Below are 23,502 nucleotides of genomic sequence, written 5' to 3' on the forward strand. Positions count from 1 at the left end.
AACAGGGGCCTTTTTTTCTCCTTCATATTCCAAGCCGCAGCGGTGTTGGCTGCCTTGCTGCAACTTGAACTATTTTGGAGAAGTGGTGCTATACGTAACAGCTATCTGGCAATCCATTACGGTTTACGCGCAATCAAAACCGCACGTAATGGGGCGGGGTAGCCTTCAACCGTTTTGCTGTGGTCGTTCGGGTCAAGGAAGTCGGCCAGTGATTCGGTAATCATCCACTCGGTACGGCGCTGTTCTTCTGTGCTGGTAACACTCACGTCAGCGATACGCACATCGACAAATCCACATTTTTCCAGCCAGTTTTTAAGCGCCAGCGCAGAAGGAATAAAATAGACGTTACGCATTTGCGCGTAGCGGTCACCCGGCACCAGCACGGTGTTTTCGTCACCGTCTACCACCAGCGTTTCCAGCACCAGTTCACCATCTTGTACCAGTTGATCTTTCAACTGCCAGAGATGTTCCAGCGGAGAACGGCGGTGATAAAGCACGCCCATCGAGAAAACGGTATCAAATGCTTTTAGCGCCGGAAGCTGCTCAATACCCAGCGGCAGCAGGTGTGCGCGTTGGTCGTTGCCTAAAAGCTTACGTACCGCTTCAAACTGACACAGGAACAGCTGTGTCGGATCAATCCCTACCGCCAGATGCGCACCTGCGCCAATCATGCGCCACATGTGGTATCCGCTGCCACAGCCAACATCAAGAATGGTTCGCCCGGTTAGATCAGACAGATGCGGCAAAACGCGATCCCATTTCCAGTCAGAGCGCCATTCGGTATCGATATTCACACCGTACAGCGAGTAGGGCCCTTTACGCCACGGCATCAAGTTACGCATCAGGGTATCGATGCGTTTACGCTGCCCTTCACTCAGTGGCTCTGCACTTTCGGCAGTAACGCTGTGCAGTAAATCCAGACGATGTGGCGTCAGCTCCGGTAAAAACTCGACCGCGTTCGACCACTGCTTAAACAAACCATGTTGATCGCGCTGCCAGGCGGCAATTTGCGCCGGTAATGTTTCCAGCCAATGAGAAAGATGATTCTTGGCGATTAGCTGATAAAAGTTACCAAAGTCGATCATGCAGAAACCTCAGCTTTGAGCGCTACCAGAGAACCAAAATTGAAGCACTGGAACCACAGTTCGCTGTGTTCAAAGCCGGCCTTGCGCAGACGCGCTTTGTGAGTTTCAACAGAGTCGGTCAGCATCACGTTTTCCAGCATGCTGCGCTTCTGGCTGATTTCCAGTTCGCTGTAGCCATTTGCCCGTTTGAAGTCGTGGTGCATGTTGAACAGCAGTTCGCCAACGTGGGTATCTTCGAAGCTGAATTTCTCTGACAGCACTAGTGCGCCGCCGGGATTAAGCCCCTGATAAATCTTATCCAACAATGCCTGGCGCTCAGCCGGCTCAAGGAATTGCAGGGTAAAATTCAGCACCACCATAGAGGCGTTTTCAATAGTGATGTTGCGAATATCTCCCTCGACAATCTCGACCGGAGTCGGTGCTTTATAGGCATCAATATGGCGGCGGCAACGTTCGACCATCGCCGGGGAATTATCGACGGCGATAATTTTGCAATTATCATGATGAATATTGCGACGCACCGAGAGCGTCGCAGCGCCCAGAGAGCAACCCAGATCATAGATCTGTGAGTGGGGTTGCACGAAACGTTCGGCCAGCATACCAATCATTGAAATGATGTTTGAGTAGCCGGGAACGGAACGCTGGATCATGTCCGGGAAGACTTCAGCTACCCGTTCATCAAAGGTCCAGTCACCCAGACTGGCGATAGGCGCAGAAAAAAGCGTGTCGCGGTGAGACATAACGTAAAAATCCGGGAAAAATAAAGTGGCGTATTGTGCGCTAATGCAGGGAGAAAACCAACTCCCAGGGCATATACCAAAGATTCGCCAGCACCATTAGCAACAGTGAACACCAGGTGGCGCTCATGCCAGAACGACGCCAGCGAAACAGGCGGTGGTGGAATCCGTAATAATGCATCAGTCGACCGGCAATCAAAATAAGCCCGCAAATATGCACCATCCACGTTTCTGCGCCGTTCATTTCCATAAATAACAGCAGCACTAATGCGACAGGAATATATTCCACTGCATTACCATGAATGCGGATAGCACTTTGCAGTTCACTAAAGCCGCCGTCGCCATAGGCAACGCGATACTGCATACGCAGGCGAACGACGTCAAAGGAGAACTTTATCAACAATAACGCACCTAATACGGCATAAAGCGCGCTTACCATACAAACTCCCTTTAAAATGGCTGATGGCACTGTCTATGATAGGTGGCATTTTCAGAAAAGAGAAGATTGCTGTGGAATAGATGGCGCTGATCCGATCTCTGGCAGCACGGTGCGCAGATCGCTCCATAGCGTATCCACCAGTTGTGGCGCTTGTGCGATGTCGGGCGTATGCAAGAACAGATATGGCGTTGAGGTCTGCCGCCAGAGCGATAGCTTTGCCAGCCAGACGGCAAAAAATTGCTGATTTTGCGCCATATCATCGCTACCGATAAACCGTACCATCGGATTGTTTGCTGTCACTACGGCATGAACCGGCACCTTCGGCTTCTTACGTTGCGCATCGCGTATGGCTTCAGTATGAGGGATTGCCGCGTGTACCGGGCGGCTATCTAAAACGACCCGATTGACCCCACGCTCATGCAGACCGCGATTAAGTTGTTTCTCTTCCTCGCCTTTGGCAAAAAACGCGGGATGACGCACTTCAACGCCGTAGGTAAAGGTTGCGGGGAGCGTATCGAGAAAATGCCACAGGGCATTGAGGTCACTCGGGCCAAAAGTCGCGGGTAACTGTAGCCAGTATTGCCCAATCCGTGCTTCCAGCGGGGACATACGCGTTAAAAATTCCTGCACTAAATCGTCGCAGTTACGCAGCGCGGCCTGATGCGAAATTGTGGCTGGAAACTTAAAGCAGAACCGAAATGCGTCTGTGGTTTGAGCATGCCAGCGAGAAACGATATCGACTTTCGGCAGCGCGTACAGAGTAGTATTGCCTTCCACACAGTTAAAGTGGCGGGCATACTCTTCCAGACTGGTGATACCCAGGCGCACCCATTTCGGGTGCGACCACTGCGGTAAGCCGATATAGATCATAGCGCTTGCAGGATCTCGTTAACGCTGCGCACGCGAGCAATACGCGGGAAAATATGCGTCATGCTGCCCTGATGTTGATCGGCACTGGCGGCGCTACAGGCGTCTTCCGCAATGATAAGGCTGAAACCCAGTTCCCAGGCGTTACGAGCCGTTGACTCGACGCCGATATTGGTGGAGATGCCGCACAGGACGATGGTGTCGATGCCGCGACGGCGCAATTGTAGCTCAAGGTCAGTGCCGTAGAATGCTCCCCACTGGCGTTTGGTAACTTCCAGATCGCTGGTACATTTGCCCAGAGCGAGCGGGTAATCCCACCAGTTGTCGGGTAATGCTTTTGCCGGGATCTGTGCATCAACCGGCTGTTTCAACGCTTCGGCATAATTATCAGACCAGCCGACGCGAACCCACACTACTGGCGAACCGTGAGCACGAAATTTTTCCGCTAGGCTTGCCGCGCGGGCCACAACGTCGTTAGCTGTGTGAGGACCTCCGGCAAAGGGCAAAATCCCTTCCTGTAGGTCAATTGCGACAAGGGCGGTAGTTTTAGGGTTCAGTTCCAGCATGGTGACTCCAGTAAAAAAAGAATTCCGTTACACCTTAATCGCGATTCTGTGTGAAAGGGGCGACAATTTTTGTTATTTTTTGTGAGATTACGCAATACCCGCGTAGGAAACACGCGTACAGTCAGTACCGGACTTATCGTGCGGCAGAATTTCCAGTATAATAGCCGCCTTTTTTCATTCAGTTGTGACATTCAGCTAAAGCTGCGACTTCGTCATCTGCAAAGCAGGTGACAATCCGCCTGCGGCAAAGTTAAGGGATATCTCATGCGTACAGAATATTGCGGACAGCTACGCCTGTCCCACGAGGGGCAGCAGGTGACTCTGTGTGGTTGGGTCAACCGTCGTCGTGATCTTGGTAGCCTGATCTTTATCGATATGCGCGATCGCGAAGGTATCGTGCAGGTGTTTTTCGATCCGGACCGTGCGGACGCGTTAAAGCTGGCCTCCGAACTGCGTAATGAGTTCTGCATTCAGGTTACGGGCACTGTACGTGCGCGTGATGCGAAAAACGTCAACGCCGATATGGCGACCGGCGAAATTGAAGTTCTGGCGTCCGATCTGACCATCATTAACCGTTCAGATTCACTGCCGCTCGACTCTAACCATGTAAATACTGAAGAAGCGCGTCTGAAGTATCGCTATCTGGATCTGCGTCGCCCGGAAATGGCGCAGCGTCTGAAGACCCGCGCTAAAATTACCAGCCTGGTGCGTCGCTTTATGGATGACCATGGCTTCCTCGACATCGAAACCCCGATGTTGACCAAAGCTACACCGGAAGGCGCGCGCGACTATCTGGTGCCTTCACGTGTGCATAAAGGTAAATTCTACGCGCTGCCGCAGTCTCCTCAGTTGTTTAAACAGCTGCTGATGATGTCCGGCTTCGACCGTTACTACCAGATCGTCAAATGCTTCCGTGACGAAGATTTACGTGCTGACCGTCAGCCTGAATTTACCCAGATCGATGTTGAGACATCCTTCATGACTGCACCACAGGTGCGTGAAGTGATGGAAGCTCTGGTGCGTAATTTGTGGCTGGAAGTAAAAGGTGTGGACCTGGGCGATTTCCCGATCATGACCTTTGCCGAAGCTGAGCGTCGTTACGGTTCCGATAAGCCGGATCTGCGTAACCCGATGGAACTGGTCGACGTTGCTGACCTGCTGAAATCTGTCGAATTTGCTGTGTTCTCTGGCCCGGCTAACGATCCGAAAGGCCGCGTAGCTGCCCTGCTCGTACCTGGCGGTGCCGCTCTGAGCCGTAAGCAGATCGACGACTACGGTAACTTCATTAAGATCTACGGCGCTAAAGGTCTGGCTTACATCAAAGTCACCGAGCGTGCGAAAGGTCTGGAAGGGATCAACAGTCCGGTGGCTAAGTTCCTGAATGCTTCAATCGTAGAAGCGATTCTGGAACGTACCGGCGCGCAAGACGGCGATATGATTTTCTTCGGTGCCGACAACAAGAAAGTGGTTGCTGATGCCCTTGGCGCACTGCGTCTGAAACTGGGTAAAGACCTGAACCTCACAGATGAATCCAAATGGGCGCCGCTGTGGGTCATCGATTTCCCAATGTTTGAAGACGACGGCGAAGGCGGTCTGACCGCGATGCACCATCCGTTTACCGCACCGAAAGATATGACTGCCGCAGAGCTGAAAGCTGCGCCGGAAGATGCGGTTGCCAACGCTTACGATATGGTTATCAACGGTTATGAAGTGGGTGGCGGTTCTGTACGTATCCACAACGGTGACATGCAGCAGACTGTATTCGGTATTCTGGGTATTAATGAGCAAGAACAGCGCGAGAAGTTCGGCTTCCTGCTGGATGCGCTGAAATACGGTACTCCGCCGCATGCGGGTCTGGCATTTGGTCTGGATCGTCTGACCATGCTGTTGACCGGTACCGACAACATTCGTGACGTTATTGCCTTCCCGAAAACGACGGCTGCCGCGTGTCTGATGACCGAAGCGCCAAGTTTTGCCAACGAAGCTGCGCTGGCGGAACTGAGCATCCAGGTTGTGAAGAAGGCAGAGAATAACTGATATGAAGTACAAACAGCCTGTCTCGGTGTTAGTCGTGATTTATGCAAAGGACACCGGGAGAGTGCTGATGTTACAGCGACGCGACGATCCTGATTTCTGGCAGTCGGTCACCGGCAGCCTTGAAGAAGGTGAAACCGCGTCGCAAGCCGCCATGCGCGAAGTAAAGGAAGAGGTCACCATTGATGTTGCCTGCGAGCAACTGACCTTAATTGACTGCCAGCGCACGGTGGAGTTCGAGATTTTTAGTCATTTACGTCATCGCTACGCACCGGGAATCGAACGAAATACGGAATCCTGGTTTTGCCTGGCTCTTCCCTCTGAACGAGAGATCGTGTTCACCGAACATCTGACCTATCGTTGGGTTGATGCAGCAGAGGCTGCACAGTTAACCAAGTCGTGGAGTAACCGGCAGGCGATTGAAGAATTTGTAATTAACGTCGCCTGAGAAGGCACGCTTTTTGGAGATATTATTTATGGCAGGTCATAGTAAATGGGCCAACACCAGACATCGTAAAGCAGCGCAGGATGCTAAGCGTGGCAAAATCTTCACCAAGATCATTCGTGAGCTGGTGACGGCGGCCAAACTTGGCGGCGGCGATCCGGATGCGAACCCGCGTCTGCGCGCAGCGGTTGATAAAGCACTGGCTAACAACATGACGCGTGACACCCTGAACCGTGCAATCGCACGTGGCGTCGGCGGTGATGATGATGCGAACATGGAAACCATCATCTATGAAGGTTATGGTCCTGGCGGCACTGCGGTCATGATTGAATGCCTGTCTGATAACCGTAACCGTACCGTTGCGGAAGTGCGCCATGCGTTCACCAAAACCGGTGGCAACCTGGGCACCGACGGTTCCGTTGCTTATCTGTTCAGCAAAAAAGGCGTGATTTCCTTCGAGCAGGGCGACGAAGACACCATCATGGAAGCGGCGTTGGAAGCGGGTGCTGAAGACGTTGTAACCTTCGACGACGGTGCAATTGACGTTTACACCGCGTGGGAAGAGATGGGTAAAGTGCGTGATGCACTGGAAGCTGCAGGTCTGAAAGCAGACAGCGCTGAAGTGACGATGATCCCGTCAACCAAAGCGGATATGGATGCAGAAACTGCGCCGAAACTGATGCGTCTGATCGATATGCTGGAAGACTGCGACGATGTTCAGGAAGTTTATCATAACGGTGAGATCTCTGATGAGGTTGCCGCTACGTTAGAATGATGTGGTTAAGCCATAAACTAACAGGAGATGCGTGATGTCTATTATTCTCGGCATTGACCCGGGATCGCGCATCACCGGTTATGGCGTAATCCGTCAGGTTGGCAGACAGCTAACCTATCTCGGTAGTGGGTGTATTCGCACTAAAGTTGACGATCTGCCGTCGCGCCTGAAGCTGATTTATGCGGGCGTTTCGGAAATCATCACCCAGTTTCAGCCAGATTATTTCGCGATAGAGCAGGTCTTTATGGCGAAAAACGCTGACTCGGCGCTCAAGCTCGGGCAAGCGCGCGGAGTAGCGATTGTTGCTGCTGTAAACCAGGACCTTCCGGTGTTTGAATATGCTGCGCGGCAGGTGAAACAAACCGTCGTAGGGATAGGCAGCGCGGAGAAAAGTCAGGTACAGCACATGGTGCGCACGTTACTTAAACTCCCGGCAAACCCCCAGGCAGATGCTGCGGATGCGCTGGCTATTGCCATCACCCACTGCCACGTCAGCCAGAACGCCATGCAAATGAGCGATACCCGGCTGAATTTAGCGCGTGGTCGATTACGTTAGTGATAAATGAGGCTGGATATCTATCCAGCCTTTTTTTATGATAGCGCATTACCTTTTAGCCCTTAACGCAGGAGCGTCACGTGATTGGCAGACTCAGAGGCATCATTCTCGAAAAACAACCCCCGCTGGTACTGTTAGAAGTAGGCGGTGTAGGCTATGAAGTCCACATGCCGATGACCTGCTTCTATGAGCTGCCGGAGTCAGGAAAAGAAGCCATTGTTTTCACGCATTTTGTCGTACGTGAAGACGCACAGTTGCTGTACGGCTTTAATAACAAACAGGAACGTACACTGTTTAAAGAGTTAATAAAAACCAACGGCGTTGGACCCAAGCTGGCACTGGCTATTCTCTCGGGTATGTCTGCGCAGCAGTTCGTTAATGCCGTTGAACGCGAAGAGCTAGGCGCGCTGGTCAAACTACCGGGTATTGGTAAGAAAACCGCTGAACGCCTGATTGTCGAGATGAAGGACCGCTTTAAGGGTCTGCATGGCGATCTCTTCACGCCGGCAGCCGATCTGGTGCTGACGTCACCTGCCGGTCCGGAAACGGATGACGCCGAGCAGGAAGCGGTTGCTGCGCTCGTGGCGTTAGGCTATAAACCACAGGAAGCCAGTCGCATGGTGAGCAAAATTGCCCGCCCTGATGCCAGCAGTGAAACCCTGATTCGTGAAGCGCTCCGCGCTGCATTGTGAGGTAAAGGATGATTGAAGCAGATCGCCTGATTTCGGCTGCCAGCACCACGCCTGAAGACCTGGTGGATCGCGCGATCCGCCCCAAATTGCTGGAGGAGTATATCGGCCAGCCTCAGGTTCGCTCGCAAATGGAAATCTTTATCCAGGCAGCGAAACTGCGCGGCGATGCCCTCGATCACCTGCTGATCTTTGGGCCTCCTGGTCTCGGAAAAACGACACTTGCCAATATCGTTGCCAATGAAATGGGGGTAAACCTGCGTACCACTTCCGGCCCGGTACTGGAAAAAGCAGGCGATTTGGCAGCAATGCTCACCAACCTTGAACCTCACGATGTCCTGTTTATCGATGAAATTCATCGCTTATCGCCCGTTGTGGAAGAGGTTCTGTATCCGGCGATGGAAGATTATCAGCTGGATATCATGATTGGCGAAGGGCCGGCTGCGCGCTCTATTAAGATTGATTTGCCACCGTTTACGTTGATCGGCGCGACAACCCGTGCCGGGTCGTTAACGTCCCCATTGCGCGATCGTTTTGGTATTGTGCAGCGACTGGAGTTCTATCAGGTTGGGGACCTTCAGCACATTGTCGGGCGTAGCGCACGTTACATGGGGCTGGAAATGAGTGACGAAGGGGCGCTGGAAGTGGCTCGTCGTGCACGTGGCACCCCGCGTATAGCCAACCGCTTGCTACGTCGCGTGCGAGATTTTGCCGAAGTGAAGCATGACGGAACAATCTCAGCGGATATTGCTGCCCAGGCGCTGGATATGCTCAATGTTGACGCCGAAGGGTTCGACTACATGGACCGCAAACTGTTGCTGGCAGTGATCGATAAATTCTTTGGTGGACCAGTGGGGCTGGACAACCTGGCCGCTGCGATTGGGGAAGAACGCGAAACCATTGAGGACGTGCTGGAACCGTATTTGATTCAACAAGGGTTTCTGCAACGTACGCCGCGAGGACGCATGGCGACGGTTCGCGCGTGGAACCATTTCGGTATTACACCGCCTGCAATGCCCTGAGTCAGCGTTATGCGTTTATCCGACCTACAATTCTGTAGGCCGGATAAGATACATCAGCATCACTATTCGCTAATGCAGCGCACTCAGCTAGCCTGCTTCTTCATCATACTGAAGATAAACAGCAGCGCAGCGCACAGCACTACTGAAGGACCTGCTGGCGTATCATAGAAGGCTGAGAACGTTAACCCGCCTGTAACCGCTATTATTCCCACTCCAACAGCAACGCCTGCCATCTGCTCTGGCGTACGAGCGAAACGACGTGCGGTTGCTGCCGGGATTATCAGCAGTGAGGTAATAATCAGAGCCCCAACGAACTTCATCGCGACACCAATAGTTAACGCTGTCACCAGCATCAGCAGCAATTTAACGCGCTGCAGCTTCACGCCATCGACAAATGCGAGGTCCGGGCTGATGGTCATCGACAGTAAGTTGCGCCACTGCCAAAAGAGTATTGCCAGCACAATCACAACGCCAATGGCAATGGAGATCAAATCCTCCGGCGTAACAGCCAGCAAATCACCGAACAGATAAGCCATCAGATCCACGCGAATATTGGACATCAGGCTAACGACAACCAGACCCAGTGACAACGCACTGTGCGCCATAATGCCGAGTAAAGTATCGATCGCGAGGTGAGGGCGTTTCTCCAGCCACACCAGGCCAGCGGCCAGCATTAGCGTGACAGCAATGACGGCATAGAAAGGATTAACATCCAGCAGCAGGCCAAAGGCGACACCCAGCAGTGAGGCATGCGCCAGTGTATCGCCAAAATAGGACATACGACGCCAGACAACAAACGAGCCGAGCGGGCCGGCAGCGCAGGCCAGCATGATCCCGGCTAACCAGCCGGGCAATAACAATTCAATCATGAGTGACCATTTCCCCGACGTAATACGATACGACCCTGTAAATCGTGGCGATGATTATGGTTGTGGCGGTATATTCCGAGTTGTTCGGCGCCGCGCTGCCCGAACATAGAGATGAATTCCGGATGCATAGAAACCACTTCCGGCGTGCCGGAGCAGCAAATGTGATGGTTCAGACACAGTACTTCATCTGTTTTTGCCATCACCAGATGCAGGTCATGAGAAACCATCAGTACGGCACAGTCCAGTTCACGTCGCAGTTGATCAATAAGGTCGTACAAAGCGACCTGACCATTCACATCGACTCCTTGAGTCGGCTCATCAAGCACCAGTAACTGGGGTTTGTTTAGCAATGCGCGGGCCAGCAGAACACGCTGTGTTTCTCCGCCAGACAGCTTTTGCATCGGCGCATTCATCAGGTGTCCGGCCTGAACGCGTTTGAGAGCAGGAAGAATATCTGCTTTTTGCGTGTCTGGACGTAAGCGTAGAAAACGGCTTACCGTTAGTGGCAGCGTGGTGTCGAGGTATAGTTTTTGTGGCACATAGCCAATTCGCAACTGTCCGTTGCGCGTGATAACTCCTTCATCAGCCGCTACCAGCCCCAGGACAACGCGCACCAGCGTAGACTTCCCGGCGCCATTCGGGCCGAGGAGCGTTAAAATTTTACCGGGTCGAAGCTCAAGCGATACGTCAGAAAGGACGCGGCGTTGACCATAAGAGACCGAGACATTTTCCAGTGAAACCAAAGTCGTCATATCAATTTTAGTCTTGCAGAAGTTATAGAATGTTATAATATCACATTTCTCACATTCATTACGATGATTGGTCGCATTATGTTACATAAAAATACGCTTCTTTTCGCAGCATTATCCGCTGCTCTTTGGGGTAGTGCAACACAGGCTGCAAATGCCGCTGTGGTGGCCTCTCTCAAGCCACTAGGTTTCATCGCTTCAGCGATTGCTGATGGGGTAACAGACACCCAGGTTCTCCTGCCTGATGGCGCATCCGAACATGATTATTCATTACGTCCATCAGACGTAAAACGCTTACAGGGCGCGGACTTAGTTGTCTGGATTGGCCCAGAAATGGAAGCGTTTATGGAAAAATCCGTCAAGAATATTCCTAATGGAAAACAGGTAACGATTGCGCAGCTCTCCGACGTGAAACCGTTGCTCATGAAAGGGGCTGACGATGACGATGACGATCATGGGCATGGTGATGCACATGGTGAAAAAAGTGACGAACATCACCATCATGGTGATTACAACATGCATCTTTGGCTCTCCCCAGAGATAGCGCGGGCTTCAGCGGTTGCAATCCATGAAAAATTAGTGGAACTTATGCCGCAAAGTCGAGCCAAACTTGACGCCAACCTGAAGGATTTTGAGGCACAATTAGCCGCAACCGATAAGCAGGTAGGTAACGAGCTCGCGCCGCTCAAGGGTAAAGGTTATTTCGTTTTTCATGATGCTTACGGCTACTACGAAAAACACTACGGACTAACACCGCTTGGTCACTTTACCGTGAACCCTGAGATTCAGCCTGGTGCGCAGCGTTTACATGAAATAAGAACACAGTTGGTTGAGCAAAAAGCAACCTGCGTTTTTGCTGAGCCACAGTTCAGGCCAGCGGTCGTTGAAGCCGTTGCGAGAGGGACGTCCGTTCGAATGGGAACGTTGGATCCCCTCGGAACAAATATCAAACTGGGTAAAACAAGCTATTCAGCGTTTCTGAACCAATTAGCCAACCAGTATGCGAGCTGCCTGAAAGGAGATTAATGAGGAAGTGAATACGTGCAACAGATAGCCCGCTCTGTCGCTCTGGCATTTAATAATCTGCCCCGACCCCATCGCGTTATGCTGGGGTCGCTTACCGTTCTTACACTGGCCGTCGCCGTCTGGCGGCCTTATGTTTACCACCCCGAATCTGCACCAATTGTTAAAACCATCGAGCTGGAAAAAAGCGAGATCCGTTCTCTGTTGCCCGAGGCCAGCGAACCTATCGATCAGGCCGCTCAGGAAGATGAAGCAATTCCACAGGATGAGCTGGATGATAAAACCTCTGGCGAGGTTGGCGTTCATGAATATGTTGTTTCTACCGGTGATACGCTGAGCAGCATTCTGAATCAGTATGGCATTGATATGGGTGATATCAGCCAGCTTGCCGCTGCGGATAAAGAGTTGCGAAACCTGAAAATTGGTCAGCAGCTTTCCTGGACACTGAGTTCGGAAGGTGATTTACAGCGCTTGACCTGGGAAGTTTCTCGTCGTGAAACCCGCACTTACGATCGCACCGCGACGGGTTTCAAAATGAGCAGCGAAATGCAGCAGGGCGACTGGGTTAACAGCCGTATCAAAGGAACCGTGGGCGGGAGTTTTGTCGCCAGCGCAAGAGATGCCGGATTGACCAGTTCTGAAATCAGTGCGGTGATCAAGGCCATGCAGTGGCAGATGGACTTCCGTAAACTGAAAAAAGGCGATGAGTTCTCGGTTCTGATGTCTCGCGAAATGCTGGACGGGAAGCGTGAACAAAGTCAGTTGCTGGGCGTACGCTTACGCTCTGAAGGCAAAGATTATTACGCGATCCGCGCTGAAGACGGTAAATTCTATGACCGTAATGGTACGGGGCTTGCGAAAGGTTTTATGCGCTTCCCTACGGCGAAGCAATTCCGTATCTCATCGAACTTTAACCCGCGCCGCCTGAATCCTGTAACCGGACGCGTTGCACCGCATAAAGGTGTCGATTTTGCGATGCCGCAGGGGACGCCGGTACTGTCGGTGGGTGATGGTGAAGTGGTTGTCGCGAAACGCAGTGGTGCTGCTGGTTACTATGTAGCTATCCGTCATGGCCGTACCTATACCACCCGCTATATGCACCTGCGTAAGCTGTTGGTTAAGCCGGGGCAGAAAGTGAAACGTGGCGACCGTATTGCGCTTTCAGGCAACACCGGACGTTCAACCGGTCCACATCTGCACTACGAAGTATGGGTTAACCAGCAGGCCGTGAATCCGCTGACGGCAAAACTGCCGCGTACGGAAGGGTTGACCGGCTCGGATCGTACCGATTACCTGGCACAGGTGAAAGAGGTTCTGCCTCAACTGCGCTTCGATTAATAAACATACTGATGGAGCCGGTACGCAATGCGTGCCGGCTTTTTTTATTTTGTACGGGACACACTGCGCCGCTACACTATCAGCAGATTTACTTTTCGCGGCACCAGATACTGGAAGAGCATGGAAACGAAAAAAAAGAATATTGAGTACATTCCGGAGTTTCATAAATCATTTCGTCATCCGCGCTACTGGGGCGCCTGGCTGGGAGTGGCGGCGATAGCCGGGATTGCATTAACACCTGCGTCGTTTCGCGATCCTCTTCTGGCGAAGCTGGGGCGTCTTGTTGGTCGTCTGGGGAAAAGCTCCCGCCGCAGAGCGTTAATCAATTTATCTCTCTGCTTTCCTGAACGTAGTGAAGCCGAGCGCGAAGCCATTGTCGATGAGATGTTTGCGACCGCACCTCAGGCGATGGTCATGATGGCAGAGCTGGCGCTGCGTGGTCCGGAGAAAATTCAACATCGGGTAGACTGGCAAGGTCTGGATATCATTGATGAGATGCGCCAGAACAACGAGAAGGTGATTTTTCTCGTTCCTCACGGTTGGGGCGTGGACATCCCGGCGATGCTGATGGCGTCTCAGGGGCAGAAAATGGCCGCGATGTTCCACAACCAGGGAAACCCGGTATTTGATTATGTCTGGAACACAGTACGCCGTCGTTTCGGCGGTCGTTTACATGCGCGTAATGATGGTATCAAACCCTTTATTCAGTCGGTTCGTCAGGGATACTGGGGATACTATTTGCCGGATCAGGATCATGGTCCCGAGCATAGCGAGTTTGTGGATTTCTTTGCCACCTATAAAGCAACATTGCCGGCGATTGGCCGCCTGATGAAGGTATGTCATGCTCGCGTAGTGCCGCTTTTCCCGGTGTATGATGGCAAAACGCACCGTCTGACGATTCAGGTACGTCCGCCCATGGACGACATTCTGACGGCGGATGACAACACCATTGCCAGACGGATGAATGAAGAGGTGGAGATTTTTGTCGCTCCGCACCTCGAACAGTATACCTGGATTTTAAAGTTGCTTAAGACCCGTAAACCTGGCGAAATTGAGCCGTATAAACGCAAAGATCTCTACCCTAAAAAGTAAAAAAAAGCCTCTCGTCAGAGAGGCTTTTTTACATACAACTGCGTCACTATTCTACGGTCAGAATACGCGTGGTGTTAGTGGAGCCAATGGTGCTCATGACATCGCCCTGCGTCACAATAACCAGGTCACCGGAGACCAGATAGCCTTTGTCGCGCAGCAGGTTAACTGCCTCACTGGCCGCAACTACGCCGTCAGTTTCGCTGTCAAAATGAACCGGCGTGACGCCACGGTACAGAGATGTCAGGTTCAGCGTACGCTCATGACGGGACATGGCGAAAATCGGCAGACCGGAACTGATACGCGAAGTCATCAGCGCAGTACGTCCTGATTCCGTCATGGCGATGATAGCGGTCACCCCTTTCAGGTGGTTAGCGGCATACATTGCGGACATGGCAATCGCTTCTTCAACGTTATCAAACTGTACGTCGAGGCGGTGTTTAGAGACATTAATACTTGGGATTTTTTCAGCACCCAGACATACGCGCGCCATTGCCGCGACGGTTTCAGCCGGGTACTGGCCTGCGGCTGTTTCTGCCGAAAGCATCACGGCGTCGGTGCCATCCAGCACGGCGTTAGCTACGTCCATGACTTCCGCACGGGTTGGCATCGGGTTGGTGATCATCGACTCCATCATCTGCGTAGCGGTAATGACCGCACGGTTCAACTGACGAGCACGACGAATCAATGCTTTCTGAATACCCACCAGTTCCGGGTCGCCAATTTCAACGCCCAGATCACCACGAGCAACCATGACCACGTCAGACGCAAGGATGATGTCATCCATCGCATTCTGGTCACAGACAGCTTCTGCACGTTCTACTTTTGCGACAATCTTCGCATCACAACCTGCATCGCGCGCCAGACGGCGGGCATAGTTAAGATCTTCGCCGCAGCGTGGGAAGGAGACCGCCAGATAGTCGACGCTTATCTGTGCGGCAGTAATAATGTCGGCCTTGTCTTTGTCGGTCAGCGCTTCAGCAGAGAGGCCACCACCCAGTTTGTTGATGCCTTTGTTGTTGGAGAGCGGGCCGCCGACGGTGACTTCGGTAAAGACTTTCATGCCCTGAACTTCCAGTACTTTTAGCTGTACGCGACCATCGTCCAGCAGCAGGATATCGCCTGGCACGACGTCGGCTGGCAGTCCTTTATAATCAATACCAACTTTTTCCTTGTCGCCTTCACCTTTACCAAGGTTGGCGTCTAACAGGAACTTGTCGCCAACATTGAGAAATACTTTACCTTCTTTAAAGGTGGATACGCGGATTTTAGGCCCCTGCAGGTCACCCAAAATGGCTACATGGCGTCCCAGTTTTGCGGCTATTTCACGGACCTTATCCGCACGCATTTTGTGATCTTCTGGAGAGCCGTGTGAAAAGTTCATACGTACGACGTTCGCACCCGCAGCGATAATTTTTTCAAGGTTGTTATCGCGGTCAGTTGCCGGGCCTAACGTGGTAACGATTTTGGTTCTGCGAAGCCTTCTGGACATGTAATACTCCGTTGACTGAAACAACTAGGTGTTGCGTGAACATTGATCCGGCCGTTCTCAAAAATTAACGGTAAAAATGAACGACCCGGATGATAAAAGGGTAGAACATTGTTATTGCTTTTAGCGGTCATTACCCTTGATGAGTAATTCTTTATCAAAACGCGATTCCTTGAGCGCTTCCTTGACACGCTTCAAGTTATCTCTAAATTTTGCCCCTCGGCGCAAAGTAAATCCCGTAGCCAGCACATCTATCACGGTCAGTTGAGCAAGTCGAGAGACCATGGGCATATAAATGTCAGTATCTTCCGGTACGTCGAGGGTAATAGCTAACGTAGCTTCTCGCGCCAGAGGCGTTCCGGGAGAAGTCAGTGCGATTACCATCGCATCGTTTTCCCGTGCCAGCTGAGCCAGCTCCACCAGGCTCTTTGTTCTTCCGGTATGGGAAATGAGCACAATGACATCATCATCGCTACAATTCATACAACTCATGCGTTGCAGAACTATGTCGTCTGAATAAATAACTGGAACGTTAAAACGGAAGAATTTATTCATGGCGTCGTGCGCCACGGCTGCTGATGAACCCAGCCCAAAAAAGGCAATTTTTTTCGCCTGGGTTAATAGATCGACTGCACGATTTACCGCCGAGTTATCCAGCGACTGACGAACATGATCCAGGCTAGCCATCGCCGATTCGAAGATTTTCCCCGTGTAGGATTCTACGCTGTCATCCTCGTCCACATTGCGATTAACATAAGGGGTACCATTTGCCAGACTTTGCGCCAGATGCAGTTTAAAATCAGGAAAACCACGCGTGTCCATACTGCGACAGAATCGATTGACGGTCGGTTCGCTGACATTGGCTTCCAGGGCCAGCGTGGCAATGCTTGAATGAATTGCCTGGTCGGGTGAAGTAAGAATAACGTCGGCGACTTTACGTTCTGACTTGCTCAGATGTTCCAGTTTTAACTGGATTTTTTCCAGCATATTCATGATGTAGGTGGACTCATGGGTCATGGGCAAAAACGATTTCAACGATACAGGAAATCGAGAGATAATTTTGGTAGATAGTACCCCTGCTAAGGAAGGAACGGGGCAAAATGGACAGAAAAGTTGTTGTTTTTTTTCATTACATGATCGGAGTCGGGTTTTCCTGGTTCTTTATGGCTACGAAAAAAAGCGACTTTTTTATCCATTTTGCTGCGGTAAACGCCAACAAAGCCGTTGTTTACGGTAACAGCACGGCTGGATAAGCGTTTACGGTTCACTGAATCACGTAAAAGCAGTACAGTGCACTGTAATAAAATTACAACCAGTGTCTGGCAAAAGCACCAGGCACTTAACTGAGGAGAATGACATGGCGGTAACGCAAACAGCCCAGGCATGTGACCTGGTCATTTTCGGTGCGAAGGGCGATCTTGCGCGACGGAAATTGCTGCCTTCCCTGTATCAACTGGAAAAGGCCGGTCAGATTAGCCCGGATACCCGCATTATTGGGGTAGGACGTGCCGACTGGGACAAAGCAGCCTATACCAAGGTTGTACGCGAAGCGCTCGAAACCTTCATGAAAGAAAAGATTGATGAAGGTTTGTGGGACACCCTCAGTGGTCGCCTGGAGTTTTGTAATCTGGACGTTAATGATACCGCGGCATTTAACCGTCTGGGCGAGATGCTGGATCAGAAAGCACGTACCACTATTAACTATTTTGCTATGCCGCCAAGCACCTTTGGCGCAATCTGCAAAGGTTTGGGCGAAGCAAAACTGAACGCTAAACCTGCTCGTGTGGTAATGGAAAAACCGTTGGGGACGTCGCTGGCGACCTCCCGCGAAATCAACGACCAGGTGGGCGAGTATTTCGAAGAGTGCCAGGTTTACCGTATCGACCACTATCTCGGCAAAGAGACGGTACTGAACCTGTTGGCCCTGCGTTTTGCCAACTCCCTGTTTGTGAACAACTGGGATAACCGCACTATCGATCACGTAGAAATTACCGTGGCGGAAGAGGTGGGTATTGAAGGTCGTTGGGGTTATTTTGACCAGGCCGGTCAAATGCGCGATATGATCCAGAACCACCTGTTGCAGATCCTGTGCATGATCGCGATGTCGCCGCCGTCCGACCTGAGCGCTGACAGCATCCGTGACGAAAAAGTGAAGGTACTGAAATCACTGCGCCGTATCGATCGCTCGAACGTACGTGAAAAAACGGTTCGTGGCCAGTACACCACTGGATTTGCTCAGGGTAAAAAAGTTCCGGGGTATCTGGAAGAAGAAGGCGCGAACAAGAGCAGCAATACGGAAACCTTTGTTGCTATCCGCGTGGATATCGACAACTGGCGCTGGGCGGGTGTTCCATTCTACCTGCGTACCGGTAAGCGCCTGCCGACGAAATGCTCTGAAGTTGTTGTCTACTTCAAAACGCCTGAGCTGAATCTGTTTAAAGAATCCTGGCAGGATCTGCCGCAGAACAAACTGACAATCCGTTTGCAGCCTGATGAGGGTGTCGATATTCAGGTGCTTAACAAAGTACCGGGCCTGGACCACAAGCATAATCTGCAGATCACCAAGCTGGATCTGAGTTACTCCGAAACCTTCAATCAAACGCATCTGGCCGATGCTTACGAACGTTTGCTGCTGGAAACCATGCGTGGTATTCAGGCGCTGTTTGTACGCCGTGATGAGGTAGAAGAAGCGTGGAAGTGGGTCGACTCCATCACCGAAGCCTGGGCGATGGATAACGACGCGCCGAAGCCATACCAGGCGGGAACCTGGGGACCGGTTGCCTCCGTGGCGATGATCACTCGTGACGGTCGTTCCTGGAATGAATTCGAATAAAATATCACCTAATCATTAGGTGTTATTTTACCGGTAACATGATCTAACACAGATTGTAGAATAATTTTTGCACTTTTAAGCCTCGCGTGGATTCACCCGCGAGGCTTTTTTTATTACACTGCCTGAAACGATTTTGCCCCTGAGCTACGGCTAGTAAGCGATTCAGCATAATTTAACTATCTTGAAACGCATTGTTAATCCGACCGCTCTGACAGATAAATTTTAGGAGCCTCTATGAATCCGAATTTGTTACGCGTAACACAACGTATCATCGAACGTTCTCGTGAGACACGTTCCGCCTACCTCTCGCGCATCGAACAGGCTAAAACGACAACTGTTCACCGTTCACAGTTGGCATGCGGAAATCTGGCGCACGGTTTTGCTGCCTGTCAGCCTGACGACAAAGCATCGCTGAAAAGCATGTTGCGTAACAATATCGCGATCATTACCTCCTATAACGACATGCTTTCCGCGCATCAGCCGTATGAACATTATCCGGCTATCATTCGCAAAGCACTGCATGAAGCCAATGCGGTAGGGCAGGTTGCCGGTGGTGTGCCTGCTATGTGTGATGGCGTGACCCAGGGGCAGGATGGGATGGAGCTTTCACTGCTAAGCCGCGAAGTGATTGCGATGTCTGCGGCGGTGGGTTTATCTCATAATATGTTCGACGGCGCATTGTTCCTCGGCGTGTGCGATAAAATTGTCCCGGGCCTGGCGATGGCGGCGTTGTCCTTTGGTCATCTGCCTTCTGTCTTTATCCCATCAGGTCCGATGGCGAGTGGTCTGGCGAACAAAGAAAAAGTGCGTATTCGTCAGCTGTATGCAGAAGGAAAAGTGGACCGTATGGCTCTGCTTGAATCCGAGGCTGCGTCTTATCACGCACCAGGAACCTGTACGTTCTACGGCACCGCTAATACCAACCAGATGGTCGTTGAGTTTATGGGGATGCAACTGCCAGGCTCCTCTTTCGTACATCCGGATGCTCCGTTACGTGAAGCGCTGACAGCCGCTGCTGCTCGTCAGGTAACGCGCCTGACCGGAAATGGCAACGAATGGATGCCGATCGGCAAAATGATCGATGAAAAAGTGGTGGTCAACGGGATCGTAGCGCTGCTGGCGACAGGGGGGTCTACCAACCATACGATGCATCTGGTAGCGATGGCGCGCGCGGCCGGAATTTTGATCAACTGGGATGACTTCTCCGATCTGTCCGATATCGTGCCGCTGATGGCACGCTTGTACCCGAATGGTCCGGCGGATATCAACCACTTCCAGGCTGCAGGTGGTGTACCGGTATTAATGCGTGAACTGCTTAATGCAGGTCTGCTGCACGAAGATGTTAACACCGTAGCCGGGTTTGGTTTATCTCGCTACACCCTTGAGCCATGGCTTAACAACGGTGAGCTGGACTGGCGTGAAGGTGCCACGAAGTCTCTCGACAGCAATGTGATCGCGACTTTCGATAAGCCGTTCTCGCATCACGGCGGTACTAAAGTGCTGAGTGGTAACCTGGGACGTGCGGTGATGAAGACATCAGCCGTGCCGGTAGAGAACCAGGTCATAGAGGCTCCGGCTATTGTCTTTGAAAGTCAGCATGATGTGTTACCTGCTTTCGATGCTGGCTTGCTGGACCGCGATTGCGTGGTGGTTGTGCGCCATCAGGGACCAAAAGCGAATGGAATGCCAGAATTACATAAACTCATGCCGCCACTTGGTGTATTATTGGACCGTTGTTTCAAAATCGCGTTAGTTACCGATGGACGGCTTTCAGGTGCTTCAGGTAAAGTGCCTTCAGCAATCCATGTAACCCCGGAAGCCTATGATGGCGGGCTGCTGGCTAAAGTGCGTGATGGCGACATCATTCGTGTGAATGGACAGACAGGTGAATTGACGCTGCTGGTGGATGAAGAGGAACTTGCCTCTCGTCAGCCTCATATTCCTGACCTCAGCGCTTCGCGTGTGGGAACAGGCCGTGAGATGTTCAGCGCGTTGCGCGAAAAGCTGTCCGGTGCGGAGCAGGGCGCAACCTGTATCACTTTTTAAACGACAAATTTTGTAATCAGGCGAGAGAAAACTCTGATGAAAAACTGGAAGACAAGTGCAGAAGCAATCCTGACCACTGGCCCGGTAGTACCGGTTATCGTGGTAAATAAACTGGAACACGCGGTGCCGATGGCGAAAGCGTTGGTTGCAGGGGGCGTGCGCGTTCTGGAAGTGACCTTACGTACCGCATGTGCGATGGATGCCATTCGCGCGATTGCTAAAGAAGTCCCGGACGCGATTGTCGGCGCAGGTACCGTTCTGAATCCACAGCAACTGGCAGAAGTAACTGAAGCGGGCGCGCAGTTTGCGATTAGCCCAGGTCTGACCGAGCCCCTGTTGAAAGCCGCAACTGAAGGAACTATTCCGTTGATCCCAGGTATCAGCACCGTTTCTGAACTGATGCTGGGTATGGACTATGGTTTGAAAGAGTTTAAATTCTTCCCGGCAGAAGCTAACGGCGGTACTAAAGCGTTGCAGGCGATTGCAGGTCCGTTCTCCCAGGTACGTTTCTGCCCGACCGGTGGTATCTCTCCGGCGAATTACCGTGACTACCTGGCGCTGAAAAGCGTACTGTGCATCGGTGGATCCTGGCTGGTTCCGGCAGACGCGCTGGAAGCGGGTGATTACGATCGCATCACTAAACTGGCTCGCGAAGCCGTAGAAGGCGCGAAGCAGTAAGATCTGTTGTGCCGGGCAGTGCTGCACTGACCCGGCCGGCGAATACTTTAAAATGGGCCATCGGGCCCGTTTTTTTTATCCTGCTACATTCACCTGCGCCGCGGCGTTTTTCGCGCGTTCAACCGCCTCGTCAACGTTGTCTGCCGTCGCCAGTACGACGCCTAAGCGACGGGTTCCGTCGATTTCAGGTTTACCGAACAGACGGAGTTGCAACCCTGCACCAACGGCACTGTCAATGTTATCAAATGTGACATTCTGACTGGTAAGTTGTGGCAGGATAACGGCTGATGCAGATGGCCCATACTGGCGGATTGCGCCAACCGGAAGCCCGAGGAATGCGCGAACGTGCAGGGCAAACTCGGATAGATCCTGTGAAATCAATGTCACCATACCCGTATCATGTGGGCGAGGGGATACCTCGCTGAAAATCACCTCGTCACCGCACACAAACAGCTCTACGCCAAACAATCCGTAACCGCCCAACGCCAGTACCACTTTGCGAGCGATTTCCTGTGCACGTTCCAGCGCCAGTTCGCTCATTTTCTGGGGCTGCCAGGATTCACGATAGTCGCCATCTTCTTGACGATGGCCTACCGGCGCACAAAAGTGCACACCATCGACGGCGCTTACGGTCAACAGGGTGATTTCAAAGTCGAAATTAACCACACCTTCCACGATAACGCGTCCTGCGCCCGCTCGGCCACCCTGCTGGGCATAATCCCAGGCTCTGGCAAGCTGATCGGCTGAACGGATAAAACTTTGTCCTTTTCCGGAGGAACTCATCACCGGCTTCACGATGCAGGGGAATCCAATTTCGGCCACGGCTTCGCGAAAGCGAGTTTCGCTGTCAGCAAAGCGGAAAGATGAGGTCGGTAAGGACAGTTCTTCCGCGGCGAGGCGACGGATACCTTCACGATTCATGGTCAGTTGGGTCGCGCGCGCGCAAGGCACGACGTTCAGACCTTCCTGCTCCAGCGCTACCAGCGTACTCGTGGCAATGGCTTCAATCTCAGGAACGATATAGTGTGGTTTTTCGTGCGCGACAACCTGACGCAAAGCGTCACCATCCAGCATATTGATTACGTATGAGCGATGGGCAACGTGCATAGCTGGTGCGTCAGGGTAACGATCCACGGCAATGACTTCTACACCCAGGCGTTGGCATTCAATCGCGACTTCTTTACCCAGTTCACCTGATCCTAATAACATCACTCGCGTTGCTGCCGGACGCAGCGCTGTGCCTAATAACGTCATAAATTAATCCCCTGTTTTATCTGGGCGCAGTATATACGAAAACGTTTGCGTCTGTCTTTATTACCAGGTTGATTTCAAGGGTGAAAAAGAATATACTGTACATAAATACAGGTAATTTATGAGGCTGCAAAAATGGCGGTTGAAGTTAAATACGTAGTCATTCGGGAAGGTGAGGAAAAAATGTCGTTTACCAGCAAAAAGGAAGCCGATGCCTATGACAAAATGCTTGATACAGCAGATCTGCTCGATACGTGGCTGGAGCAGTCACCGGTCGCGCTGGAAGATGAGCAGCGTGAAGCGCTTTCCCTGTGGTTGGCTGAGCAAAAAGATGTGCTGAGCGCGATCCTGAAAAACGGCAAACTGCCATCCCCACAGGTGGTCGATAACGATGCTTCTGCTGAGGATGATACACAGGCTGCCTGATCCGACTTGCGCTCCTGAGGTTTTGTACCATGCTTTTCCCTGAATCATTGTGCTGTACCCAACTGATTTCACGTTGCATTAATAGCGACTGAAAGACGAAGGGGATAAAGGAGAAAAGAATGAATAAAACAAGAGCGTTGTTGAGCCTGCTGCTGTTATCTGCCAGCGTGTCAGTTTTTGCGGCTAATACGGAGAGTAAATCAGTCAATTTTCCAAACTGTGAAGGTTTGAAAGCTGACGGTATCGCGGCAAGTGTGAAACGCGACTACCTGCAAAACCGTATTGTACGTTGGGCCGACGATCAAAAAAGGCTCGGGCAACTTGATCCTGTTGCCTGGGTGAACCCGCAGGATATTGTTGGTAAAGACGGACAATGGACGGTACCTCTTACCGTTCGTGGGAAAAGCAGCGATATTCAATATCAGGTTAAGCTTGATTGTAAAGCTGGCACGGCGGAGTACCTGCAACGTCAGTAGCTGAATTTGCACATCTTTTG

24 protein-coding genes are annotated in these 23,502 nt (G+C 51.8%); 14 read left to right on the forward strand and 10 right to left on the reverse strand.

The window, feature by feature from the left end; genetic code table 11:
- Positions 1 to 116: 116 nt before the first annotated feature.
- From cmoB to OGX98_RS18220, 5 genes are read right to left on the reverse strand one after another with little or no spacing between them, the layout of a single operon-like run.
- Positions 117 to 1,085 carry a tRNA 5-methoxyuridine(34)/uridine 5-oxyacetic acid(34) synthase CmoB gene (cmoB, locus tag OGX98_RS18200; RefSeq protein WP_286595706.1) on the reverse strand — a complete coding sequence of 323 codons (969 nt, stop codon included), beginning with the start codon at positions 1,083 to 1,085 and terminating at the stop codon, positions 117 to 119.
- A complete protein-coding gene (gene cmoA, locus OGX98_RS18205) occupies positions 1,082 to 1,825 on the reverse strand; it encodes a carboxy-S-adenosyl-L-methionine synthase CmoA (RefSeq protein WP_045444142.1) in 744 nt (247 codons plus the stop codon). The genes cmoB and cmoA overlap by 4 nt, the downstream gene beginning before the upstream one ends.
- A 40-nt stretch (positions 1,826 to 1,865) precedes the next feature.
- Positions 1,866 to 2,261: an MAPEG family protein gene (locus OGX98_RS18210; protein ID WP_016153418.1), complete on the reverse strand. Its 396-nt coding sequence runs from the start codon at positions 2,259 to 2,261 to the stop codon at positions 1,866 to 1,868.
- Positions 2,262 to 2,312: 51 nt separating this feature from the next.
- Entirely contained in the window at positions 2,313 to 3,131 is an 819-nt protein-coding gene (locus OGX98_RS18215) for a DUF72 domain-containing protein (protein ID WP_286595707.1), read from the reverse strand.
- On the reverse strand, positions 3,128 to 3,694 hold the full coding sequence (locus OGX98_RS18220) for a hydrolase (protein ID WP_286595708.1): 567 nt from the start codon (positions 3,692 to 3,694) through the stop codon (positions 3,128 to 3,130). Before OGX98_RS18220 ends, OGX98_RS18215 begins: the two co-directional genes overlap by 4 nt.
- Positions 3,695 to 3,958: 264 nt before the next feature.
- Here OGX98_RS18220 and aspS point away from each other — a divergent pair, with 264 nt between their 5' ends.
- From aspS to ruvB, 6 genes are all read left to right on the forward strand, one after another.
- Positions 3,959 to 5,731: an aspartate--tRNA ligase gene (gene aspS, locus OGX98_RS18225; protein ID WP_286595711.1), complete on the forward strand. Its 1,773-nt coding sequence runs from the start codon at positions 3,959 to 3,961 to the stop codon at positions 5,729 to 5,731.
- Between the two features lies 1 nt (position 5,732).
- On the forward strand, positions 5,733 to 6,176 hold the full coding sequence (gene nudB / locus OGX98_RS18230) for a dihydroneopterin triphosphate diphosphatase (RefSeq protein ID WP_045444130.1): 444 nt from the start codon (positions 5,733 to 5,735) through the stop codon (positions 6,174 to 6,176).
- Between the two features lie 28 nt (positions 6,177 to 6,204).
- Positions 6,205 to 6,948: a YebC/PmpR family DNA-binding transcriptional regulator gene (locus tag OGX98_RS18235; protein WP_045444127.1), complete on the forward strand. Its 744-nt coding sequence runs from the start codon at positions 6,205 to 6,207 to the stop codon at positions 6,946 to 6,948.
- 34 nt (positions 6,949 to 6,982) lie between these two features.
- Entirely contained in the window at positions 6,983 to 7,504 is a 522-nt protein-coding gene (ruvC, locus tag OGX98_RS18240; protein ID WP_045444124.1) for a crossover junction endodeoxyribonuclease RuvC, read from the forward strand.
- An 80-nt stretch (positions 7,505 to 7,584) separates the two neighbouring features.
- A complete protein-coding gene (gene ruvA / locus OGX98_RS18245; RefSeq protein WP_045444121.1) occupies positions 7,585 to 8,196 on the forward strand; it encodes a Holliday junction branch migration protein RuvA in 612 nt (203 codons plus the stop codon).
- An 8-nt stretch (positions 8,197 to 8,204) separates the two neighbouring features.
- Positions 8,205 to 9,215 (forward strand): Holliday junction branch migration DNA helicase RuvB, encoded by a 1,011-nt coding sequence (gene ruvB / locus OGX98_RS18250; protein WP_286595712.1) that lies wholly within the window; start codon positions 8,205 to 8,207, stop codon positions 9,213 to 9,215.
- Between the two features lie 83 nt (positions 9,216 to 9,298).
- On the opposite strand, the gene znuB is transcribed toward ruvB, so the two are convergent.
- Positions 9,299 to 10,084 (reverse strand): zinc ABC transporter permease subunit ZnuB, encoded by a 786-nt coding sequence (gene znuB, locus OGX98_RS18255; protein WP_048221298.1) that lies wholly within the window; start codon positions 10,082 to 10,084, stop codon positions 9,299 to 9,301.
- On the reverse strand, positions 10,081 to 10,836 hold the full coding sequence (znuC, locus tag OGX98_RS18260) for a zinc ABC transporter ATP-binding protein ZnuC (protein ID WP_045444112.1): 756 nt from the start codon (positions 10,834 to 10,836) through the stop codon (positions 10,081 to 10,083). Before znuC ends, znuB begins: the two co-directional genes overlap by 4 nt.
- Before the next feature lie 78 nt (positions 10,837 to 10,914).
- Here znuC and znuA point away from each other — a divergent pair, with 78 nt between their 5' ends.
- The 3 genes from znuA (at position 10,915) to lpxM (ending at position 14,286) form a co-directional block, all read left to right on the forward strand.
- Positions 10,915 to 11,859, forward strand: coding sequence for a zinc ABC transporter substrate-binding protein ZnuA (gene znuA / locus OGX98_RS18265; protein WP_045449673.1), 945 nt, complete (start codon positions 10,915 to 10,917; stop codon positions 11,857 to 11,859).
- 15 nt (positions 11,860 to 11,874) lie between these two features.
- Positions 11,875 to 13,194: a murein DD-endopeptidase MepM gene (gene mepM / locus OGX98_RS18270; RefSeq protein WP_071828974.1), complete on the forward strand. Its 1,320-nt coding sequence runs from the start codon at positions 11,875 to 11,877 to the stop codon at positions 13,192 to 13,194.
- Between the two features lie 120 nt (positions 13,195 to 13,314).
- Complete coding sequence (lpxM, locus tag OGX98_RS18275) at positions 13,315 to 14,286, forward strand: lauroyl-Kdo(2)-lipid IV(A) myristoyltransferase (RefSeq protein WP_048222649.1); 972 nt, start codon at positions 13,315 to 13,317, stop codon at positions 14,284 to 14,286.
- Positions 14,287 to 14,332: 46 nt separating this feature from the next.
- On the opposite strand, the gene pyk is transcribed toward lpxM, so the two are convergent.
- The gene (gene pyk / locus OGX98_RS18280; protein WP_045444106.1) at positions 14,333 to 15,775 is read right to left on the reverse strand and encodes a pyruvate kinase; all 1,443 of its coding nucleotides are present in this window, start codon (positions 15,773 to 15,775) and stop codon (positions 14,333 to 14,335) included.
- Between the two features lie 120 nt (positions 15,776 to 15,895).
- The gene (locus tag OGX98_RS18285; RefSeq protein ID WP_045444103.1) at positions 15,896 to 16,765 is read right to left on the reverse strand and encodes a MurR/RpiR family transcriptional regulator; all 870 of its coding nucleotides are present in this window, start codon (positions 16,763 to 16,765) and stop codon (positions 15,896 to 15,898) included.
- Positions 16,766 to 17,129: 364 nt separating this feature from the next.
- On the opposite strand from OGX98_RS18285, the gene zwf reads away from it, so the two are divergent.
- The 3 genes from zwf to kdgA all read left to right on the forward strand — a co-directional run bounded on the left by zwf (position 17,130) and on the right by kdgA (position 21,329).
- Positions 17,130 to 18,605: a glucose-6-phosphate dehydrogenase gene (gene zwf / locus OGX98_RS18290; RefSeq protein WP_045444100.1), complete on the forward strand. Its 1,476-nt coding sequence runs from the start codon at positions 17,130 to 17,132 to the stop codon at positions 18,603 to 18,605.
- Between the two features lie 234 nt (positions 18,606 to 18,839).
- A complete protein-coding gene (gene edd / locus OGX98_RS18295) occupies positions 18,840 to 20,651 on the forward strand; it encodes a phosphogluconate dehydratase (RefSeq protein WP_045444097.1) in 1,812 nt (603 codons plus the stop codon).
- A gap of 36 nt (positions 20,652 to 20,687) precedes the next feature.
- On the forward strand, positions 20,688 to 21,329 hold the full coding sequence (kdgA, locus tag OGX98_RS18300) for a bifunctional 4-hydroxy-2-oxoglutarate aldolase/2-dehydro-3-deoxy-phosphogluconate aldolase (RefSeq protein ID WP_003034901.1): 642 nt from the start codon (positions 20,688 to 20,690) through the stop codon (positions 21,327 to 21,329).
- A gap of 75 nt (positions 21,330 to 21,404) precedes the next feature.
- Here the strand turns inward: kdgA and purT are convergent, their stop codons facing one another.
- Positions 21,405 to 22,583: a formate-dependent phosphoribosylglycinamide formyltransferase gene (gene purT / locus OGX98_RS18305; protein ID WP_045444093.1), complete on the reverse strand. Its 1,179-nt coding sequence runs from the start codon at positions 22,581 to 22,583 to the stop codon at positions 21,405 to 21,407.
- Positions 22,584 to 22,715: 132 nt separating this feature from the next.
- Between purT and yebG the strand changes: the two genes are divergently transcribed.
- Positions 22,716 to 23,006, forward strand: a complete 291-nt coding sequence (yebG, locus tag OGX98_RS18310) for a DNA damage-inducible protein YebG (RefSeq protein ID WP_045444082.1) — start codon at positions 22,716 to 22,718, stop codon at positions 23,004 to 23,006.
- Positions 23,007 to 23,125: 119 nt separating this feature from the next.
- The gene (gene yebF / locus OGX98_RS18315) at positions 23,126 to 23,482 is read left to right on the forward strand and encodes a protein YebF (RefSeq protein ID WP_045444079.1); all 357 of its coding nucleotides are present in this window, start codon (positions 23,126 to 23,128) and stop codon (positions 23,480 to 23,482) included.
- The last annotated feature ends 20 nt before the right edge of the window (positions 23,483 to 23,502 follow it).

The organism is Citrobacter sp. Cm046, assembly GCF_030333065.1.
GTDB classification, from domain to species: domain Bacteria; phylum Pseudomonadota; class Gammaproteobacteria; order Enterobacterales; family Enterobacteriaceae; genus Citrobacter; species Citrobacter murliniae.

Coding starts and splice junctions, on each gene's coding strand:
- edd (WP_045444097.1), top strand. CDS start 18,840: ATGAATCCGAATTTGTTACGCGTAACACAACGTATCATCGAACGTTCT.
- cmoA (WP_045444142.1), bottom strand. CDS start 1,825: ATGTCTCACCGCGACACGCTTTTTTCTGCGCCTATCGCCAGTCTGGGT.
- pyk (WP_045444106.1), bottom strand. CDS start 15,775: ATGTCCAGAAGGCTTCGCAGAACCAAAATCGTTACCACGTTAGGCCCG.
- znuC (WP_045444112.1), bottom strand. CDS start 10,836: ATGACGACTTTGGTTTCACTGGAAAATGTCTCGGTCTCTTATGGTCAA.
- yebG (WP_045444082.1), top strand. CDS start 22,716: ATGGCGGTTGAAGTTAAATACGTAGTCATTCGGGAAGGTGAGGAAAAA.
- zwf (WP_045444100.1), top strand. CDS start 17,130: ATGGCGGTAACGCAAACAGCCCAGGCATGTGACCTGGTCATTTTCGGT.
- OGX98_RS18220 (WP_286595708.1), bottom strand. CDS start 3,694: ATGCTGGAACTGAACCCTAAAACTACCGCCCTTGTCGCAATTGACCTA.
- ruvB (WP_286595712.1), top strand. CDS start 8,205: ATGATTGAAGCAGATCGCCTGATTTCGGCTGCCAGCACCACGCCTGAA.
- kdgA (WP_003034901.1), top strand. CDS start 20,688: ATGAAAAACTGGAAGACAAGTGCAGAAGCAATCCTGACCACTGGCCCG.
- znuA (WP_045449673.1), top strand. CDS start 10,915: ATGTTACATAAAAATACGCTTCTTTTCGCAGCATTATCCGCTGCTCTT.
- aspS (WP_286595711.1), top strand. CDS start 3,959: ATGCGTACAGAATATTGCGGACAGCTACGCCTGTCCCACGAGGGGCAG.
- OGX98_RS18235 (WP_045444127.1), top strand. CDS start 6,205: ATGGCAGGTCATAGTAAATGGGCCAACACCAGACATCGTAAAGCAGCG.
- cmoB (WP_286595706.1), bottom strand. CDS start 1,085: ATGATCGACTTTGGTAACTTTTATCAGCTAATCGCCAAGAATCATCTT.
- OGX98_RS18210 (WP_016153418.1), bottom strand. CDS start 2,261: ATGGTAAGCGCGCTTTATGCCGTATTAGGTGCGTTATTGTTGATAAAG.
- OGX98_RS18285 (WP_045444103.1), bottom strand. CDS start 16,765: ATGAATATGCTGGAAAAAATCCAGTTAAAACTGGAACATCTGAGCAAG.
- OGX98_RS18215 (WP_286595707.1), bottom strand. CDS start 3,131: ATGATCTATATCGGCTTACCGCAGTGGTCGCACCCGAAATGGGTGCGC.
- znuB (WP_048221298.1), bottom strand. CDS start 10,084: ATGATTGAATTGTTATTGCCCGGCTGGTTAGCCGGGATCATGCTGGCC.
- ruvC (WP_045444124.1), top strand. CDS start 6,983: ATGTCTATTATTCTCGGCATTGACCCGGGATCGCGCATCACCGGTTAT.
- lpxM (WP_048222649.1), top strand. CDS start 13,315: ATGGAAACGAAAAAAAAGAATATTGAGTACATTCCGGAGTTTCATAAA.
- nudB (WP_045444130.1), top strand. CDS start 5,733: ATGAAGTACAAACAGCCTGTCTCGGTGTTAGTCGTGATTTATGCAAAG.
- yebF (WP_045444079.1), top strand. CDS start 23,126: ATGAATAAAACAAGAGCGTTGTTGAGCCTGCTGCTGTTATCTGCCAGC.
- purT (WP_045444093.1), bottom strand. CDS start 22,583: ATGACGTTATTAGGCACAGCGCTGCGTCCGGCAGCAACGCGAGTGATG.